The organism is Spirosoma arboris, from assembly GCF_009754945.1.
Classification (GTDB): domain Bacteria; phylum Bacteroidota; class Bacteroidia; order Cytophagales; family Spirosomataceae; genus Spirosoma; species Spirosoma arboris.
This window is the reverse complement of record NZ_WPIN01000078.1, coordinates 1-666: the sequence shown is the minus strand read 5'-3', so window position 1 is coordinate 666 and position 666 is coordinate 1. Positions and strand designations below refer to the sequence as shown.

The window sequence follows — 666 nt, the reverse complement described above, 5'->3', positions numbered from 1 at the left end:
CCCTGCTGGCCTAAGCTGGGCCGGTAGGCATCGTTATAAAACTGAATCAACTCCTGCCCCCACCAGATGAGCATGGGAAACTTGGAGGTAAGCAATAAGCTGACACTGGTGCGCAGGCTTTGGGGCCATTGGTAGGCAGGCCCTAAGGGCGTGGTTGCCCAGTCAAAGTGGCGGGTTAGCTCCCCCATTTCCCCACCACCCTCCAGAAAGGGGAGGCGGTGATTTTGATCGAGATTTGACATATACCTACTGGGAGTTGACTTTACAGTAGCAAAACTCTTTTGGTCTATTAGTGTTGGGAGAAATCATCGTAGGTGTGCTCCTAGGTTCGTTTCTATTGTTCTATGAACGCTATCCTACTTTTATTGTCGGTAGAGTGTGCCTGCTAAGGGAACCTACCCGTTCCGCTTATGCGCAAAAACAACCCAGTAACAAATCAGGTCACCCCGAAGTCGAAGCGACCTGAAAACAACCCCTGTATGAAGAGCAATTCTCTACTAAACAATCTTAAAAGACATTTGGGTCAGCAGAGGCAATTTATTCGCCTTTTTGCCGGAGGTATTTGCCTGGCCAATAGCCCATTACTATTGATTTCTCGTACTATAGATAGCCACGTACAGCTATGCATTAGGTTGGATAAGATCAAAACGCTAGTCTCGCTGGGAC

1 protein-coding gene and 1 pseudogene are annotated in these 666 nt (G+C 48.2%); one reads left to right on the top strand and one right to left on the bottom strand.

Annotated features, from left to right (window positions below; all coding sequences use genetic code 11):
* A pseudogene (locus GO755_RS40730) lies at positions 1 to 242 on the bottom strand (hypothetical protein); the annotation flags it as partial.
* Between the two features lie 237 nt (positions 243 to 479).
* On the opposite strand from GO755_RS40730, the gene GO755_RS41745 reads away from it, so the two are divergent.
* A partial coding sequence (locus GO755_RS41745; protein ID WP_227687304.1) for a hypothetical protein occupies positions 480 to 666 on the top strand: 187 nt, incomplete at its 3' end.